The 15,380-nt window shown below is 65.9% G+C and carries 14 protein-coding genes; 2 read left to right on the plus strand and 12 right to left on the minus strand.

The genetic code is table 11. The features are described 5' to 3' along the window. Positions 1–63: 63 nt before the first annotated feature. From FHW83_RS13390 to FHW83_RS13445, 12 genes are all read right to left on the minus strand, one after another. A complete protein-coding gene (locus FHW83_RS13390) occupies positions 64–561 on the minus strand; it encodes a FixH family protein (RefSeq protein ID WP_176646842.1) in 498 nt (165 codons plus the stop codon). 11 nt (positions 562–572) lie between these two features. Further along, the gene (gene ccoG, locus FHW83_RS13395; protein ID WP_176646843.1) at positions 573–1,958 is read right to left on the minus strand and encodes a cytochrome c oxidase accessory protein CcoG; all 1,386 of its coding nucleotides are present in this window, start codon (positions 1,956–1,958) and stop codon (positions 573–575) included. Then, positions 1,955–2,902 carry a cytochrome-c oxidase, cbb3-type subunit III gene (ccoP, locus tag FHW83_RS13400; protein WP_176646844.1) on the minus strand — a complete coding sequence of 316 codons (948 nt, stop codon included), beginning with the start codon at positions 2,900–2,902 and terminating at the stop codon, positions 1,955–1,957. The genes ccoG and ccoP overlap by 4 nt, the downstream gene beginning before the upstream one ends. Further along, positions 2,895–3,062, minus strand: coding sequence for a cbb3-type cytochrome c oxidase subunit 3 (locus FHW83_RS13405; protein ID WP_176646845.1), 168 nt, complete (start codon positions 3,060–3,062; stop codon positions 2,895–2,897). The genes ccoP and FHW83_RS13405 overlap by 8 nt, the downstream gene beginning before the upstream one ends. Position 3,063: 1 nt before the next feature. Next, positions 3,064–3,678 (minus strand): cytochrome-c oxidase, cbb3-type subunit II, encoded by a 615-nt coding sequence (gene ccoO, locus FHW83_RS13410; protein ID WP_176646846.1) that lies wholly within the window; start codon positions 3,676–3,678, stop codon positions 3,064–3,066. Between the two features lie 14 nt (positions 3,679–3,692). Then, positions 3,693–5,114, minus strand: a complete 1,422-nt coding sequence (ccoN, locus tag FHW83_RS13415) for a cytochrome-c oxidase, cbb3-type subunit I (protein WP_176646847.1) — start codon at positions 5,112–5,114, stop codon at positions 3,693–3,695. Positions 5,115–5,190: 76 nt separating this feature from the next. Further along, complete coding sequence (gene ccoS / locus FHW83_RS13420) at positions 5,191–5,400, minus strand: cbb3-type cytochrome oxidase assembly protein CcoS (protein ID WP_176647037.1); 210 nt, start codon at positions 5,398–5,400, stop codon at positions 5,191–5,193. Further along, positions 5,400–7,847: a heavy metal translocating P-type ATPase gene (locus tag FHW83_RS13425; RefSeq protein ID WP_176646848.1), complete on the minus strand. Its 2,448-nt coding sequence runs from the start codon at positions 7,845–7,847 to the stop codon at positions 5,400–5,402. Before FHW83_RS13425 ends, ccoS begins: the two co-directional genes overlap by 1 nt. Next, positions 7,826–8,629, minus strand: a complete 804-nt coding sequence (locus FHW83_RS13430; protein WP_176646849.1) for a sulfite exporter TauE/SafE family protein — start codon at positions 8,627–8,629, stop codon at positions 7,826–7,828. Before FHW83_RS13430 ends, FHW83_RS13425 begins: the two co-directional genes overlap by 22 nt. A gap of 7 nt (positions 8,630–8,636) precedes the next feature. Next, on the minus strand, positions 8,637–10,034 hold the full coding sequence (gene hemN, locus FHW83_RS13435) for an oxygen-independent coproporphyrinogen III oxidase (RefSeq protein ID WP_176646850.1): 1,398 nt from the start codon (positions 10,032–10,034) through the stop codon (positions 8,637–8,639). Between the two features lie 6 nt (positions 10,035–10,040). Further along, complete coding sequence (locus FHW83_RS13440; RefSeq protein WP_176646851.1) at positions 10,041–11,675, minus strand: PAS domain-containing methyl-accepting chemotaxis protein; 1,635 nt, start codon at positions 11,673–11,675, stop codon at positions 10,041–10,043. Between the two features lie 110 nt (positions 11,676–11,785). After that, complete coding sequence (locus FHW83_RS13445) at positions 11,786–12,706, minus strand: DUF808 domain-containing protein (protein ID WP_176646852.1); 921 nt, start codon at positions 12,704–12,706, stop codon at positions 11,786–11,788. 100 nt (positions 12,707–12,806) lie between these two features. Here FHW83_RS13445 and FHW83_RS13450 point away from each other — a divergent pair, with 100 nt between their 5' ends. Together FHW83_RS13450 and FHW83_RS13455 are read left to right on the plus strand one after the other, a co-directional pair. Continuing rightward, on the plus strand, positions 12,807–13,445 hold the full coding sequence (locus tag FHW83_RS13450) for a LysE family transporter (RefSeq protein WP_176646853.1): 639 nt from the start codon (positions 12,807–12,809) through the stop codon (positions 13,443–13,445). A 79-nt stretch (positions 13,446–13,524) separates the two neighbouring features. Then, a complete protein-coding gene (locus FHW83_RS13455; protein WP_176646854.1) occupies positions 13,525–15,369 on the plus strand; it encodes a FecR family protein in 1,845 nt (614 codons plus the stop codon). Positions 15,370–15,380: the final 11 nt, after the last annotated feature.

The raw sequence follows: 15,380 nt of genomic DNA on the forward strand, positions 1-15,380 counted from the left end.
ACGCGTGCGACAACACAGCTCATGCGTTCTATAGGTTCCGGCCTCCGCCGGAACGACGGGTGGCTAGTCTGGCAGCAGGGCGATGCCGCGCTGCGCCGGCCAGCTCCACGCGCCCGCCAGGCGCCACTCGCGCTTCTGCCCCTCCACCAGCACGATCCAGCGGCTGCGTTCCAGCAGCGGCAGGTTAGCGCTGAACATCCCGTTCGCATCCGGCACCAGCACCAGCTTGATATCCTTCTCCGGCAGCGTGGCGTGCGACAGGTGCAGCAGCAGCGGCCCGGTATCCTTGCGGTTGATGCGCCCGCTCAACGTCCCGCTGGCGGCGTCGTAACCGAGCGCCACCGACAAGCCCATCTGCGACGCCACATGATCGCGCCGCAAATCCTGATTGATGGCCTTGCCCTGCTTGTAATAGTCCCCCACCACCAGCGCATCGGGCGCCGACATGGCGAGGTAAGCCGTGTAAATGCTGCCCACCGCCACGATGGCGGGGCCGGCTGCCAGCAGCCACGGCCAGCGCTGCTTCCACCACGGCGTGACGGGCATGGTAAGTGTCGTCATGACGATGCTCCTTAACGCGGCACGATGAAGACCGCGGATTCTTTCACATGCAGCGACGGATCGTCGACCGCGGTCAGGGTTACTTCAATCTTGTTCGAGCCAGGCTTGCCGGCGCCGTGCGCGGCGCGCAGGCGCATCGGATAGCCCTTGGTCTCGGTGGCCTCCACCGTCACCCGGTCGGCGGTCACCTGCGCCAGCGTATCGATGCCGCTGACGGCGATCTTGTACACATGGGCCTGCTCGGAAGTGTTCATGATCTGCAGTCGGTATACGTTCTCGATCATGCCATCCTCCACCTCGCGCCCCATCGAGCCGCGATCGCGGATCACATCCAGCTTGAGCGGCGTGCGCAGGTACAGCGCGGCGCAGGTGGCCAGCACAATCAGGCCCAGCACGGCGGTGTAGATCTTCACGCGCGGCCGGAACGCGCGCAGGCGGATCTCGGTCGGCGTCAGATGGTCCTCCATGGCGCGCTCGGTGCTGTAGCGGATCAGGCCGCGCGCCTGGCCGGTCTTGTCCATCACCGTATTGCAGGCGTCCACGCAGGCGGCGCAGCCGATGCACTCGTATTGCAAGCCCTTGCGGATATCGATGCCGGTCGGGCACACCTGCACGCACATCGAGCAATCGATGCACGAGCCGCCGCTGCCGTTGCTGTTCTTCGACAGCGGGCCGCGCGGCTCGCCGCGCTTGCTGTCGTAGGTGATGATCAGGGTGTCGCGGTCGAACATCGAGCTCTGGAAGCGGGCGTACGGACACATGTACTTGCACACCTGCTCGCGCATCCAGCCGGCGTTGCCGTAGGTGGCAAAGCTGTAGAACAGCACCCAGAACCATTCCCACGGGCCGAAGGTCAGCGTCGCCACCTCGTCCATCAAATGCGTGATCGGCGTGAAGTAGCCGACGAAGGTGAAGCCGGTCCACAGCGCCACCGCGCCCCAGGCCAGATGCTTGGCGGTCTTCTTGCCGTACTTGGCGAGCGAGGCCGGCTGGCGGTCCAGCGCGATGCGCGCGCTGCGCTTGCCTTCGATCTTACGTTCGATCCACAGGAAGATTTCGGTGTACACCGTTTGCGGGCAGGTGAAGCCGCACCACACCCGTCCCGCCACCGCCGTCGCCAGGAACAGCAGGTAGGCGCTGATGATCAGCAGCAGCGCCAGGTAGATGAAATCCTGCGGCCACAGCACCAGTCCAAAGATGTAGAACTTGCGCGCGCCCAGATCGAACAGCAGCGCCTGCCGGCCGTTCCACTGCAGCCACGGCGTGCAGTAGAACGCCAGCTGCGTCAGCCAGACAAACAGCCAGCGCAGGCGGGCATAGCGGCCGTCGATCTCGCGCGGGTAGATTTCCTCGCGCGCGGCGTACATCTTGATGACTTGGGGCTGCGGGGCGTTCATTTTTCAGCGACCGGGGGCGGTTCCACAGGTTGATTCGGATCGTTCGACAAGCTCCACACGTAGGCGGCCAGCACGTGCACCTTGGCGTCGCCAAGGAAGTCCTCGAACGGCGGCATGGTGGCGGTACGGCCCTTGCGGATGGTTTCCATGATGGTTTCCGGGCTGCCGCCGAACAGCCAGATCTTGTCGCTCAGGTTGGGCGCGCCCAGGGTCTGGTTGCCCTTGCCGCCGGCGCTGTGGCAGGCCATGCAGGCGCCGAACTTCTCTTTGCCGAACACGGCCTTGATCGGGTCGTGGGTCGATTCGGACAGGCTCAGCACGTAGTGGGCGACGTTTTCCACATCCTTGTCTCCGCCCAGCGCGGCGCCCATCGGCGGCATGGCGCCGACGCGGCCGTGCAGGATGGTTTCCTTGATGATCTCCGGCGTGCCGCCGAACAGCCAGTCCTTGTCGGTCAGGTTGGGGAAGCCCTTGTTGCCGCGCGCGTCCGAGCCATGGCACTGCGCGCAGTAGGTCAGGAACAGGCGCTCGCCGATGGCATGCGCCTGCGGATCGGCCGCCACCGCCTTCAGGTCCTGCTTCTGGTATTTGGCAAACAGCGGATTGAAATCGGCATCGGCTTTTTTCAGCTCGTCCTTGTACTCGGCGCTGGAGGTCCAGCCCAGCTTGCCGGCGTAGGTGCCCAGGCCGGGATACAGGAACAGATAGGCCAGCCCGAACACGATGGTCAGGTAGAACAGCCACATCCACCAGCGCGGCATTGGCGTGTTCAGCTCGGTCAGGTCCTCGTCCCAGACGTGGCCGGTGGTGTCGATCCTGCCGTCGGCGTTCTTGTGCAACTTGACCTTGGATTGCGAGTACAGCAGCACGCCGCAGCCGATCACGCCCAGCAGGGTCAGGACCACGATGTACCAGTCCCAGAAGCCATTGGTGAAATCAGCCATGGTGCTTCTCCTCGTCGTCGGCGAACGGCAACTGGGCCGCCGTGGCAAAATCGGCTTCCTTGTGGTGCACATAGGCCCACCACAGGATGCCGCTGAAGGTGATGAACGAGACCACGGTCATCACGCTGCTGGCGTTGTCAAACAGGGTATTGAGAGCCATGTTAGTTCCTCGTCTTGATCTGGGTGCCCAGGCCTTGCAGGTAGGCGACCAGGGCGTCTTCCTCGGTTTTGTCCTTGAGTTCCTCCGGCGCGGCGGCGATCTCGGCATCGCTGTACGGCACGCCGACGCGGCGCAGCGCCTTCATCTTCGGCACCACCTCGGTCGGCACCAGCGCGGTTTTCGCCAGCCACGGGTAGTTCGGCATATTCGATTCCGGCACCACGTCGCGCGGGTTGTTCAGGTGGGTGCGGTGCCACTCATCGCTGTAGCGGCCGCCCACGCGCGCCAGGTCGGGACCGGTGCGCTTGGAGCCCCACTGGAACGGGTGGTCGTAGACGAATTCGCCGGCCACCGAGTAGTGGCCGTAGCGCTCGGTCTCGGCGCGGAACGGGCGGATCATTTGCGAGTGGCAGTTGTAGCAGCCCTCGCGCACGTAGATGTCGCGGCCCACCAGGCGCAGCGGCGAGTACGGCTTGAGGCCGGCCACCGGTTCGGTGGTCGATTTCTGGAAGAACAGCGGGGCGATTTCCACCGCGCCGCCGACGCTGACCACCAGCGTCACCAGCGCGATCAGCAGCCAGGGATTCTTTTCAATCCATTCATGTGAGAATTTCATTCGATGCTCCGATATCAGGCGTGGGCGGCGCTCACGGCCGGGATAGGCGCGACGGCGGTGTCGCGGTTACGCAAGGTCATCCACGTGTTGTAGGCCATCACGCACATGCCGCTCAGGTACAGGAAGCCGCCGGTGAAGCGCACCACGTAGTAGGGATAGGTGGCTTTCACGCTTTCGGCAAAGGTGTAGGTCAGCGTGCCGTCCGGATTCACCGCGCGCCACATCAGGCCCTGCATCACGCCGGCGATCCACATGGCGGCGATGTACAGCACGATGCCGATGGTGGCGACCCAGAAGTGCAGATCGATCAGGCGGGTGCTGTACATCTTCTGCTCGCCGGCCAGGCGCGGCAGCAGGTAGTAGATCGAACCCATGGTGATGAAGCCGACCCAGCCCAGCGCGCCGCCGTGCACGTGGGCGACGGTCCAGTCGGTGTAGTGCGAGAGCGCGTTGATGGTCTTGATCGACATCATCGGACCTTCAAAGGTGGCGATGCCGTAGAACGACAGCGAGACGATCATGAACTTCAGGATCGGGTCGGTGCGCAGCTTGTGCCAGGCGCCCGACAGGGTCATCATGCCGTTGATCATGCCGCCCCAGCTTGGCGCCAGCAGCACCAGCGAGAACACCATGCCGATCGACTGGGTCCAGTCCGGCAAGGCGGTGTAGTGCAGGTGGTGCGGACCGGCCCACATATAGGTGAAGATCAGCGCCCAGAAGTGCACGATCGACAGGCGGTACGAGTACACCGGGCGTTCGGCCTGCTTGGGAATGAAGTAGTACACCATGCCGAGGTAGCCCGCGGTGAGGATGAAGCCGACCGCGTTGTGGCCGTACCACCACTGGATCATGGCGTCCTGCACGCCGGCGTACACCGAGTACGATTTGAACAGCGAGGCCGGCATGACGGCGCCGTTCACCACGTGCAGGATGGTCACGGCCAGGATGTAGCCGGCGAAGAACCAGTTGGCCACGTAGATGTGCTTGACGCGGCGCTTGATGAGGGTGCCGAAGAACACCACCGCATAGGCGATCCACACCACGGCGATCAGAATGGCGATCGGCCATTCGAGTTCAGCGTATTCCTTGCCGCGCGTGAGACCCATCGGCAGGGTGATGACCGCGCTAACGATCACGGCCTGCCAGCCCCAGAAGGTAAAAGCGGCAAGCTTGTCCGAGAACAAACGCACCTGGCAGGTGCGCTGCACCACGTAGTAGGAGGTGGCGAACAGGCCGCAGATGCCGAACGCGAAAATCACGGCGTTGGTGTGCAGCGGGCGCAGGCGGCCGTAGGTCAGCCACGGTATGTCGAGGTTCAGCGCCGGCCAGGCCAGCTGGGCGGCGATGATGACGCCGACCAGCATGCCGATGACGCCCCAGACTACCGTCGCCACAGCAAACTGCTTGACGACCTTGTAGTTGTAATGTTGATCCAATTGAGTTCTCCCCAGAACACTTTGATGATGTAGGTCAAAGGTTACTTAGGAGCACCTTAAAAAACTTTGATGTGGATCAAAAACGCCCGGATTCACGTCGTTCCGGCGAAGGCCGGAACCCATGCTGAGTGTGCGGGGGCGCAGGGTGGTCATCATCTTGCAGGACGCGATACGCCGGCCCCACCAGATCGTCGAATTGACCATCGTCGGACGCGCGGAAAAAAATCCACAGCGCGGCGAACACCATCGCCACACTGAGGGGTATCAGTAAAAACAAGGCTTCCATCATGCGCTCCTGCGAAGACGTAAGGCGTTGAACACCACCACGGCGGAACTGACCGCCATGCCGACCCCGGACAGCCAGGGATTGAGCAATCCGAATGCGGCGGCAGGAATCGCCGCCGCGTTGTACACCATGGCCCAGCACAGGTTTTGGCGGATCACGCGCATGGTGCGTTCGGCGCTGCGCGCGCTGTCCGCGACCGCGCTCAGGCGGCCGTTGAGCAGCACCGCGTCCGCATGCGCCTGCGCCAGCGCGGCGCCGCCGCCCATGGCAAACGAGACATCGGCCGCGCCCAGCACGGCGGCGTCGTTGATGCCGTCGCCCACCATCGCCACCAAGCAGCCGCGCCGCTGCAGCTGCTGCACGAAGTTGAGCTTGTCAGCTGGCAGATAGCCGCCGACCGTGGTTTCGATGCCCAACTGGTCGCCGACGCGGCGCGCCAGCGCGTCATCGTCGCCGCTGACCAGCACCATGGTCTTGCCGCGCCGGCGGAAGTAATCGACCGTTGCCTGCGCGTCGGGCCGCAGGCCGTCGTGCAGATGGAAGCAGGCCAGCCACTGGTCCTCGGCGCCGAGATACACCGGCGTCACGCCCTCCGGCAGCTCGCGCGCCGGCGGCGAGCCGGTGATGCCGGCCACGAATTGCGCGCTGCCCAGACGGTAGCGGCGGTTGTGCACCCCCCCTTCCAGCCCGCCGCCTGCGGTTTCGATCAGCGCGCCGGCGCTCCAGTTCTCGCGTCCCGCCGCGTCGGCGGCGGTGACGATGGCGCGCGCCAGCGGATGCGCGCTGCCGGCTTCCAGCGCGGCGGCGACTTGCAGGCAGAAGTCGGCGCGCATGGCGCCCAGCGTCTGTACCGTTTGCAGCACCGGACGGCCCCAGGTCAACGTGCCGGTTTTATCGAGCACGATGTGGGAGGCGCGGTGCAGCGTCTCCAGCGTTTGCGGCCCGGTGATCAACACGCCCTGCCGCAGCAGCTGGTCGGTGGCGGCGGCCAGCGCGGTCGGCGTGGCCAGCGACAGCGCGCACGGGCAGGACACCACCAGTACCGCGATCGCGATCGGCCATGCGCGCGTCGTGTCGCCGTCGTGCAGGAACCAGAAGCAGAAGGTGGACAGCGCGAACAGCAGCAGCCCGGCCACGAACCACGCGGCCACGCGATCGGCCCACTGCGCGATGCGCGGCTTTTCGCCACCGGCGCGGTTGATCAGCTTAATCAGGTCGGACAAGGTGCTGTCCTGCGCGCGTTTGGTGACGCGCGCGAGAATCACGCTGCCGGCGTTGATGGCGCCGCCGGGAATGGCGTCACCGACGTTCTTGGGCAGCGGCGCGCTCTCGCCGCTCAGCAGCGACAGGTCGAGCGAGGTGCGGCCTTCGATGATGACGCTGTCGGCGGCCACCGCTTCGCCAGGCTTGATAACAATGACGTTATCCACAACCAGCGCCGCCGCGCGCACGATGGTGGCGGCGCGGCTGGCCGGATAATTTTCCAGCAGCGAGGCCGACGCCGGCAGCGCGTGCTGCAGGCGTTCCAGCGCGGCGCCGGCCTTGCGGCGCGCGCGCAGTTCGAGGTAGCGGCTGCACAGCAGCAGGAAGATGAACATGGTGACCGAGTCGTACCACACGTCTCCCTTGCCGCTGACGGTGGCGATCACGCTGGCGCCAAAGGCGGCGGCGATGCCCAGCGCCACCGGCACGTCCATGCCGAGCGCGCGTGCGCGCAGGCTGGCCCACGCGCCGCGCCAGAACGGCTGCGCTGAGTAGCAGATGGCGGGCAGCGTCAGCAACAGGCTGGCCCAGCGCATCAGGAAGGCCATGCTGTCGTCCAGCGTACCGTCTTCGGCCAGGTAGGCGGGAGCGACGTACATCATCACCTGCATCATCGACAGGCCGGCCACGAACAGCTGGCGTCCCAGCGTTTTGGTGGCGCGGCGCTGCTGGTCGGCGTGGCGGCCGGCGTCGTACGGATAGGCGGCGTAGCCGATGCGGTGCAGTGCGCCGAGGATGTCGCCGGGCTTGCACGCCGCGCTGTGCCAGCGCACGTAGAGTTTTTCGGTGGCGACGTTGAGCTGCGCGCTGTCGACGCCGGGCAGGCGCGTCAGGCGCTGTTCGATCAGCCACACGCAGGCGGCGCAGCGTATGCCTTCCACCGTGAAGGTGGATTCGCGGCTGTCTTCATCGAGGGCGAAGCGCGGGTCGGCGTTGTCGTACAGTTGCAGTTCCGGCGGCAGCTGCTGCGCGCCTTCGGCGCTGGCCGCGTAGGCGGTGCGATCGCGGTAGTAGTTTTCCTGTCCCAGGTCGACGATGGTTTGCGCCACCGCCGCGCAGCCGGGGCAGCACATGGTGTGTTCGACGTGGTCGATCAGCACCGTCCACGAAGCGTCGCCCGGCAGCACCTGGCCGCAGTGGTAGCAGAGCGCCGGCGCGTCGATCAGGCGTGTGGTGTCAGGCATAGCAACTCCATCCATTCGGGCGTGATGCCGCCGGCGGCGCGGGCCAGGCCGATCATGCCAAACGCCAGCACCAGCAGGCCGGCGGCGATGCGCACCGGGCGGCGTTGCATGGCGCGTTGCACGCGCGCGCCGAGCAGGCCAAGGCCGGTCAGCATCGGCAGGGTGCCAAGGCCGAAGGCCAGCATCACGGCGGCGCCGTCGGCGGCGGAACCGCTGAGCAGGGCGGTGGTGAGCACGCTGTAGACCATGCCGCAAGGGAGCCAGCCCCACAGGGCGCCGAGGGTGAAGGCTTTGGCCGGGGTATTGGCGGGCATCAGCGGTTTGATGGCGGGCGAGATGCGGCGCCACAGGACGCGGCCGCCCTGCTCCAGCACAGCGAGGCCGCGCCAGGCGTTCATCAGGTAGAGGCCGAGGGCGACCAGCATGGCGTTGGCCAGCCAGTAGAAACTCATTTGAACGCCGGCCAGCGCCGCCAAGCCGCGCACACCGCCGGCCAGGCCGCCCGCCATCGCGCCGGCGATCATGTAACTGCCGATACGGCCGGCGTTATAAGACAGCACATGCGCCACCCCGTCATTCCGGCGAAAGCCGGAATCCATGCTGAGCATGCGGGCACGCGTTCTATGGATTCCGGCTTTCGCCGGAATGACGGTGACGGTGGTGGCGACGGGTTGGGGCGCGGTGGCGGAGATCGCCGTGACAATCCCTCCGCACATCCCCGCGCAGTGGATGCTGCCGGCCAGGCCGACCACAAACACCGGCAGTAGCTGTGCGCCATTCATATCATCCTCAGATCGTCTTCGAGTAACGCAACGGCTGCGGCGCGCCGAGATAGCGGTCAAACACCATGCAGATATTGCGGATCAGCAGACGCCCCTTCGGCGTCACGGAAATCCACTCATCGTCGATAGTCAGCAGGCCATCCGCCTCGAACGCCTTCAGCTTCTCCAGCTCCACCGCGAAATACTGGCGGAACTTGATCGGGAAACCCTGCTCGATCGACGACATCGACAACTCGAAATTGCACATCAACTTCTGAATCACAATCCGGCGCAGCAGGTCATCGTTATCCAGCTTGACGCCGCGCGTGACGGGTAGCACGCCGCTCTCCAGCTTTTCGTAATACGCCTCCAGCGTCTTCTCATTCTGGCTATAGGTCGCGCCCACCGCGCTGATGGCCGACACGCCGCACGAAATCAGCTCCGACTCCGCGCGCGTGGAATAGCCCTGGAAGTTGCGCTGCAAACGTCCCTGCCGCTGCGCCACCGCCAGCTCGTCGTCCGGCTTGGCGAAATGGTCCATGCCGATGTAGATGTAGCCGGCGTCGCACAGACGCTGGATGCACATCGCCAGCAATTCCAGCTTCACCGCCGGCGATGGCATGTCCGCTTCCGAAATACGACGCTGCGGCTTGAAGATGTGCGGCAGGTGCGCGTAGTTGTACAGCGCGATGCGGTCCGGATCGGCGGCGATCACCTTGTCCAGCGTTTGCGTCATGCTGTCCATGGTCTGCTTGGGCAGGCCGTAAATCAGGTCGATGCTGATCGAGCGGAAGCCGGCGGCGCGCGCGGCGACCATCACCGCGCGCGTTTCCGCCTCGGGCTGGATGCGGTTGACGGCCTTCTGCACTTCCGGATCGAAGTCCTGCACACCCAGGCTGATGCGGTTGAAGCCCTGCTTGCGCAGACTGTGCACGCGCTCCACGCTGACCGTGCGCGGGTCGATCTCGATCGAATACTCGCCATGTGCGTCGTCGGCGAAATCGAAGTTCGCGTGCAGGTGCGCCATCAGGTCGCCCATCTGCTTGTCGCTCAGGTAGGTCGGCGTGCCGCCGCCGAAGTGCAGCTGCTCGATCTGGCCCATGCCGTCGAACAGGCGGCCCTGCATGTCGATTTCCTGTTTCAGGTAGCCCAGATAGACGGCGGCCTTGCTGTGATCCTTGGTGACGATCTTGTTGCAGCCGCAGTAGTAGCACACCGTGTCGCAGAACGGGATGTGAATGTACAGCGACAGCGGGCGGCGGCTGCGGCGCATGCGCAGGCCGGCCACAGCCTCCAGGAACTGGCTGTAGCCGAAGTCGTTCTGGAAGCGGTCGGCGGTCGGGTACGAGGTGTAGCGCGGGCCGGACTGACTGAGTTTGCCGATGATCGCCGCATCGAATTCAACGGGTGGGAAAGGCGTGTTCATGATGTCTTATGCTGCCAGGCGTTTCAATTGTGGCGCGGTGGCGCGTGCGCCGCGCGTGCCGCGCACGGTGCGCGACGGGCCGAACTTGAACAGGCTGACCGCCTGCGTCAGGCCGCCCGCCTCGAGCGCCAGGCTGGCGGTGGCCGCCGCCGCCTCTTCCACCAGCGCGGCGTTTTGCTGCGTCACCTGGTCCATGTGGGCGATGGCCGAGTTGACCTGATCGACGCCGATGCTTTGCTCGTGCGAGGCGACCGAGATCTCCTTCATGATGGCGGTCACCTGCTGCACCGAGGCCACCACCTCCTTCATGGTGGCGCCGGCGCGGTCCACCTGCGCCATGCCGGCGCTGACCTTGCCGACCGAGACGTCGATCAGGTTCTTGATGTCCTTGGCGGCGGTGGCGCTGCGCTGGGCCAGGTTGCGCACCTCGCCGGCCACCACCGCGAAGCCGCGGCCTTGTTCACCGGCGCGCGCCGCCTCCACGGCGGCGTTCAGCGCCAGGATGTTGGTCTGGAAGGCGATGCCTTCGATCAGGCCGATGATGTCGACGATCTTGCGCGAGGAGTTGTTGATCTCGTCCATGGTGGCGATGACGTCGGCCACGATCTCGCCGCCCTGCACCGCCACCTGGGACGCGCTTTGCGCCAGCTTGTTGGCCTGCTCGGAGTTGTCGGCGTTCTGCTTGACGGTGGACGAGAACTGTTCGACGCTGGACGCGGTTTCCTCCAGGCTGGCCGCCTGCGCCTCGGTGCGGCCGGACAGGTCGGCGTTGCCGGCGGCGATCTGGCGGGTGGCCACGGCCATGGTCTCGACGTTGACGCGCACGTCGCGGATGGTGGCGATTAGGTTGCTGTTCATTTGCTGCAGCGCGCGCAGCAGCTGGCCCACCTCGTCGGTGGCCTCGGTCTCGAACGACGACGACAGGTCGCCGGCGGCGATGGCGCGCGCGCCCTGCAGCGCGCGGTCCAGCGGCTGCAGCACCGACACGCGCAGCGTGTACCACAGGAAGACGTTGATCAGCAGGCCGAAGAAGGTGGCCGCGAAGATGCCGTAGTTGTGCGCGCTGGTGCCGTTCAGCAGCGCGGCGGCGCACACGATCACCTGCAGCACGTTGACCACGCTGGTGGCCAGCCAGATGCGCATGCCGAGTGACACATGGCTCAGGCGCGACAGCAGCGTGCCGAAGCCGGGCTCGATCACCTGGCCGTTCTTGATGCGGATGCGGTGGTTGGCTTCGGTACGGATGGTCTTGTAGGCCTGTTCGGCCCTGGCGATCTGCTGGCGTTCGGCGCGCGTGCGCACCGACATGTAGCCGATGGTGCGGCCGTTTTCGCGGATCGGCGTGACGTTGGCGCGCACCCAGTAAAAGTCGCCGTTCTTGCAGCGGTTCTTGACGATGCCGGTCCACGGCGTGCCGGACTTGATCGAGGACCACAGGTCGGCGAACGCCTCGGCCGGCATGTCCGGATGGCGCACGATGTTCTGCGGCGCGCCCAGCAACTCCTGCTCACTGAAACCGCTGATCTCGGTGAAATACGGGTTCACATAGACGATATTGCCGTCCAGATCAGTTTTCGAGACGATGGCCTGGTCTTCCAGGACTTCCACTTCGCGGTTGGTGACAGGTTGATTGTTGCGCATAACGTAACTCCGGCTGGGTTTTATTGCCTTATCGCAATAGACACAGCCAGTTTACGTAGTCCACCCCCAAAATTTATTGATGTAGATCAAAAACCCCCGGATTGGGCATGTTAGCTGGGCTTTTTGAACAGACTGACAATCTTGCCGCCGACGCTGACCGCCACCAGCGCCAGGGCGCCTGCGATCACACCGGCGACGGCGTCCAGCACGGTCGGCACGATGGCGCCCAGCACCGGGCCGGAGGCCTCGGCGGCGTGGTGGATCAGGTCGTGCGCGAACGGCAGGCCGTGGGTCAGGATGCCGCCGCCGACCATGAACATGGCCACCGTGCCGACCACGCCCAGCAGCTTCATCAGCTTGGGCGCCGCGCTCAGCAGCACCCGGCCCAGCGCGCGCACGGCGCCGCCGCCGCGCTGGCTCAGGTAGAGGCCGGCGTCGTCCATCTTGACGATGGCCGCCACCAGGCCGTACACGCCCACCGTCATCAGCAGGGCGATGCCGACCACCACCGTCACCTGCTGCGAGAACGGCGCGTCCGCCACCGTGCCCAGCGCGATCACGATGATTTCGGCCGACAGGATGAAGTCGGTGCGCACCGCGCCCTTGATCTTGTCCTTCTCCAGCGCCATCAGGTCGACCTCGGGATTGGCCAGCGCCGCGTGCAGTTCATTCTTGTGGTGCGCGTCCTCGTCCTTGTGCAGCAGGCTGTGGGCGATTTTCTCGAAGCCCTCGAAGCACAGGTAGAGGCCGCCGATCATCAGCAGCGGCGTGATGGCCCAAGGCGCGAAGGCGCTGATCGCCAGCGCGGCCGGCACCAGGATGGCCTTGTTCTTCAGCGAGCCGACGCCGACCGCCCACACCACCGGCAGCTCGCGCTCGGCGCGCACGCCGGCCACCTGCTGGGCGTTGAGCGCCAGGTCGTCGCCCAGCACGCCGGCGGTCTTCTTGGCCGCCACCTTGCTCATCGCGGCGACGTCGTCGAGGATGGTGGCGATATCGTCGATCAGGGCTAACAGGCTGGAACCGGCCATTGGGGATACTCCGTGGTGTGGTGAGATCAGCAATATTAACCCAAGCGCGATGGCCGGCGATACCGCTACAATGTAGATTGCTTACTTGAATGGAACTGCCATGAGCTTCGCCACCTGGTTCACCTTCTTCGTCGCCGCCTGCATTATCGCGATCTCGCCCGGTTCGGGCGCCGTGTTGTCGATGTCGCACGGCCTGTCCTATGGCGTGCGCCGCACCACGGCCACCATCTTCGGGCTGCAAAGCGGCCTGCTGGTGGTGCTGTTCATCGCCGGCGCCGGCGTCGGTTCGCTGCTGCTGGCGTCCGAGGTGGCGTTCAACGTGGTCAAGACGGTGGGCGCGCTGTACCTGATTTACCTCGGCCTGAGCCAGTGGCGCGCCAAGGTCAGCATCGGCGCCCAGCAGCAAGTGGAAGTCGCGGTGCCGACCTTCAGGAAGCGCTTCCTGACCGGTTTCCTGACCAACGCCACCAACCCCAAGGGCATCATCTTCATGGTGGCGGTGCTGCCGCAGTTCATCACCCACGAGGCGCCGCTGCTGCCGCAACTGCTGATCCTGGCCGTGACCATGTGCTGCATCGACCTGGTGGTGATGCACAGCTACGCGTTCCTGGCCTCGTCCATGCAGCGCTTCTTCCGCGACGCCGGCGCCGTCAAGAAGCAGAACCGGGTGTTCGGCGGGCTGCTGATGGCGGTCGGCGCGGCGCTGTTCTTCGTCAAGCGCGGCGGCGCCAACGCCTGATTTGTAACGCAGTGTAAGCCTTGTAGTCGGACTGAAACGTGCGGCGTTAAATCAGGCATAACCCACAGGAGACGCTGCCATGAGCCGCAAAATGATCCATACCCTCGTGCTGGCCGCTCTGGCCGGCTGGAGTGCTTTGGCGTTCGCCGAGGACCCGCCGGCCATGGTCGGGCGCATCTCCAGCGTGCAGGGACAGGTCACGCTGGAGAGCGACGGCGAGCCGGTGGGGGCGTCGCTCAACTGGCCGGTGACGGCCTCCAACCACATCAACACCGCCAGCGGCGCCCGCGCCGAGTTCCGGGTCGGCTCGACGGCGGTGCGGCTGGACGGCGACTCCGACCTCGAAATCACCGGCATGGACGAGGACTTGCTGCGCCTGCGCCTGAACTACGGCAGCGTCAGCATCCGCGTGCGCAGCCCCGAGCTGCTGCGCGACTTCGAGCTGAGCACGCCGCAGGCGCGCATCACCATGATCGAGCCCGGCGTGCTGCGGGTGGACGTGGACCGCGTGCCCGACACCAGCCAGATCAGCGTGCTGGCCGGCGCGGCGCGGGTGGAGGGGGCCGGTTCGTCGGTGGTGGTCAACAACGGCCGCCACGTCGACGTCGGCATGGAGGACGTGCGCACCAGCGTGGCGCGGCGCGACGGCTTCGACGTCTGGGCCGAGGACCGCGACCGGCTCGACAGCGTGACCACCACCACCCGCTACGTCTCCAACGGCATCACCGGCTACGAGGAGCTGGACCGCAACGGCAGCTGGACCGAGAGCGTCGAGTACGGCCCGCTGTGGACGCCGCGCAACGTGGCGCTCGACTGGGCGCCGTACCGCGACGGCCGCTGGATCTGGCTGGCGCCGTGGGGCTGGACCTGGGTCGACAACGCGCCGTGGGGCTACGCGCCGTCGCACTACGGGCGCTGGGTGCTGGTCAACCGCCGCTGGTGCTGGGCGCCGGGGCGTCCGGCCGGGCGGCTGGTGTGGGCGCCGGCGCTGGTGGGCTGGGTCGGCGGCAATGGCGGCGGCAATCGTCCGGGGCCGGGGCTGGGCTGGTATCCGCTGTCGCCGCGCGACCGCTTCGTGCCGGGCTATCGGGTATCGTCCGATTATGAGCGCCGCGTGACCTGGACGCATAACGGCAAGCCATTCACGCCGCGTAATGACTGGAATGGCCGGCGCGACGGCCTGACGGTGCTGCCGCGCGACCAGTTTGACGGGCGGCGCGATGTGGTGGTCAACCGCCATGCGCCGCTGATTCCATCGACCAATTTTGTACACAATGTGACGCCGGTGACGCCGCCGCAGCCTTCCGGCCGCCCACTGACCGCCAATCGCGGCGGCTGGGGCGATCGCGACCATGATGGCATCCCGGACCGCTTTGACAGCAATGATGGGCGCAACGACCGCAATGGCCGGAATGAGCGCTATGACCGCAACGATCGCAATGATCGTAGTAACCGCAACGACCGGGTGATCACCGCGCCGTCGCAGCCGGTACAGGTGTCGCCGCAACAGCCGGGCGGCCGAATCAGCACCCTGGCGCCCAACCAGTTCGGCCAGCCGGACACGCCGACGCAGACCATCAATCCGAACGATGTGCGGATCGACGTGCGGCCGCGTTACAGCCAGCCGCCGCAGCCGCATACGCCGATGACGGCGGCGCCGGTAGTGCAGGTGGCGCCGCAGCCGCCATCAACGCGCGACCGCTTCGATCGCGGCGATGACAACCGCCGTTTCCGCCAGCACGAAGACCGGCAGCAGCCAACGCCGATGCCGATGCAACAGCCGCCGCGTCAGTTTTCGCAACCGGTGGTGCAGCAACCGCCGCAGCAGCCGCAACGCGAAAGCCGCAGCGAACCGCGTCACGAACCGGAGCAGCGCCGCAGCGAAGAACGAGGCGACCGCCGCAACCGGCAAAACGACAAGTAAACTTCGGGGTC

Origin of the sequence: Duganella sp. SG902, from assembly GCF_013376005.1 — a bacterium.
Lineage (GTDB): Bacteria > Pseudomonadota > Gammaproteobacteria > Burkholderiales > Burkholderiaceae_D > Rugamonas.